Source organism: Rhizobium sp. L9 (assembly GCF_002531885.1).
Lineage (GTDB): Bacteria > Pseudomonadota > Alphaproteobacteria > Rhizobiales > Rhizobiaceae > Rhizobium.
Genome location: NZ_NWSZ01000076.1, coordinates 1 through 2,388 on the forward strand (window position 1 = coordinate 1; position 2,388 = coordinate 2,388).

3 protein-coding genes are annotated in these 2,388 nt (G+C 61.6%); all 3 read right to left on the reverse strand.

Annotation, left to right across the window (positions count from 1 at the left end):
* A partial coding sequence (locus CO660_RS32230; RefSeq protein WP_245421420.1) for an IS66 family transposase occupies positions 1-1,492 on the reverse strand: 1,492 nt, incomplete at its 3' end.
* A gap of 45 nt (positions 1,493-1,537) precedes the next feature.
* Positions 1,538-1,885: an IS66 family insertion sequence element accessory protein TnpB gene (gene tnpB, locus CO660_RS32235; protein ID WP_008536947.1), complete on the reverse strand. Its 348-nt coding sequence runs from the start codon at positions 1,883-1,885 to the stop codon at positions 1,538-1,540.
* Complete coding sequence (locus CO660_RS32240; RefSeq protein ID WP_077994909.1) at positions 1,882-2,292, reverse strand: transposase; 411 nt, start codon at positions 2,290-2,292, stop codon at positions 1,882-1,884. The genes tnpB and CO660_RS32240 overlap by 4 nt, the downstream gene beginning before the upstream one ends.
* Between the last annotated feature and the right edge of the window lie 96 nt (positions 2,293-2,388).

Genomic DNA, 2,388 nt, shown 5'->3' on the forward strand with positions numbered 1-2,388 from the left:
GTGTCGCATTGCTGACACCGAGACGCTTCCAATGTTTACAGATACTTAAAGAGGGAGTGCACAATGACTCAGGTCCGGCAAAGCCTCGCAGCGCCCGCTCGGCTGCATTGTTCGTCAGGCAAATTCTCCCATCTTCCAGGAATGACGTGAAGCCGTCCCAACGCTTCAGCATGTAATCGATAGCCTCGGCGACAGGAGAACTGCGCGACAGCTTTGCCCGCTCGGTCCGCATCCAGTCCTCGAGTTCTTTGACGAGTGAGAGGCTGTCGATGCGACGGCGCTGCAGGCGTTCGTCGGCGGCAAGCCCGTTGATCTCCCGCTCGATGTCGAACAGGGCATCGATCCGTTTGACAGCCTCCAGCGCCAGCGGCGAGATCGGCATGGCACGGCTGCCGCGTTTGGCATTCGTGGCAATGTCAGCGAGCACAAAGAACTTGCGGCGTGAGTGCGCCCAGCACAGTGCCTGCGTCAGCGGATCGGGATCGCGGTCAACCTTGAACAGGGGATTGTAGCCGCCATAAGCATCCGCTTGCAGAATGCCGGTGAAGGTCTTCAGGTGGCGCTCGGGATGCTCCTGCCGCCGGTCCCGCGACGCATAGTAAAGAGCTGCGGGTGGTGACTGCCCGCTGAACGGTCGGTCATCCCGGACATATGTCCAGATGCGCCCCGTATCGGTTTTGCCTTTCGCCAGGATCGGCACGGTGGTGTCGTCGCCATGCAGCCGCTCGGCGGCCAGAACATGCGCCTCGATCAACGAATGAATGGGCTTCAGCGCCGCCGCGCAAGCACCGACCTGGTCGGCCAGTGTCGATAAGCTGAGGTCGATCCCCTCTCGGCCATAGCGCTCGCTCTGGCGGTTCAGCGGTTGATGCTGGGCGAACTTCTCAAACAGGATCATCGCCAGCAGGTTCGGCCCGGCAAAACCGCGCGGCGTCACATGGAAAGGTGCGGGCGGCTGAGTGATCTTCTCGCATTCGCGGCAGGAGAACTTCTCCCGCACAGTCTGGATGACTTTCCACTGGCGCGGGATCACCTCCAGCGTCTCGGTGATGTCCTCGCCGAGCTTCGACAGCCTGGCGGAACCGCAGCAGCGGCAACTCGTCGGGGCGGCGATGACGACGCGCTCGCGCGGCAGGTGTTCGGGAAACGGCTTCCGTGATGGACGCTTTCGCTCGAACGCCCGGACTGTAGAAGCCTTGGCAGCAATCTCCGCCGCCAGTTCGTCTTCACCAGCGTCGGCTTCGAGTTCCTCGAGTTGCAGCTCCATCTGCTCGAGAAGTCGCGCCTTGCGCTCGGACCGGCTGCCGTAAAGTTCACGGCGAACCTTCTCGATCTCCAGCTTCAACCGCGCGATCAGCGCTTCTGAATGTGACACGAGCGCCTTGGCACTGGCGGCTTCCGCCTCGGCTTTCATACGCCAGGCACGCTCTTGCGCCAGCAGTGCAAGCGCACTGGCAAGATCGTCAGGAAGCTGTTCGGCCGCATCGTTCATGGTAGGATGGAATCATATTCGACCCAGCCATTCCAGTGCTTTTGCTCATCCTGCCGACGTCGGTCGCCAGGTTTTTTGCGGCATCCGCCAGTCTATACCTTCCAGCAGATAACCGAGCTGCGCCGGTGTGATCACCACCGATCCATCTGCCGCCGACGGCCAGACGAAGCGTCCGCGTTCAAGCTTCTTCGTAAACAGGCAGGCTCCCTGGCCGTCATGCCAGATGACCTTGATCAGGCCACCACCGCGACCGCGGAACACGAACAGGTGTCCGCACATCGGATCGCGCTTCAGCGTCTCCTGCACCATCAGCGATAGACCGGGGAAGCCTTTGCGCATGTCCGTATGGCCTGTCGCCAGCCAGACCTTCACACCACTCGGAACCGGGATCATCTCCGTTCCAGCACGACATCGAGAATGCGGCCCAGCGCCTCGGTATCGATGTCGCTGTCCACGCGAATACGACGGCCCCGACCCAGCTCAATCGTCACATCGCTACGCTTCCGGCGGGACTGCGATGGGGCAGGCGGCCCCGAGGGAATGGGCGTGGCTGGAGGCGCGGCCTCGGACAGGATCACCGGCACCAACGTGCTCGCCATTTCCGTCTTCGGCTCCTCGATTTGGCAAAGCTCCTTGCGCCAACGGAAAAGCTGGCTGACATGGATACCGGCCGCACGGGCAATCTCGGAAAGCACCGCATCTGGCTCAAAGCAGGCCGCAACAAGCCGCTCTTTGTCTTCCCGAGACCAGCGCCGTCGGCGCTCGACAGACGTGATCACTTCAATCGGATGCTTCGTCATAGGACTACTCCTAGTGTTTGGTAAGCGGCAAGCTGAGACCGTTCAGCGCGCGTAATTCCACGGCATGAGTGCATCGAGATCGCTGCTCGACCAGCC

Excerpts from the sequence above, each read along its gene's own strand:
- tnpB (WP_008536947.1), bottom strand. The coding sequence starts at position 1,885 with ATGATCCCGGTTCCGAGTGGTGTGAAGGTCTGGCTGGCGACAGGCCAT.
- CO660_RS32240 (WP_077994909.1), bottom strand. The coding sequence starts at position 2,292 with ATGACGAAGCATCCGATTGAAGTGATCACGTCTGTCGAGCGCCGACGG.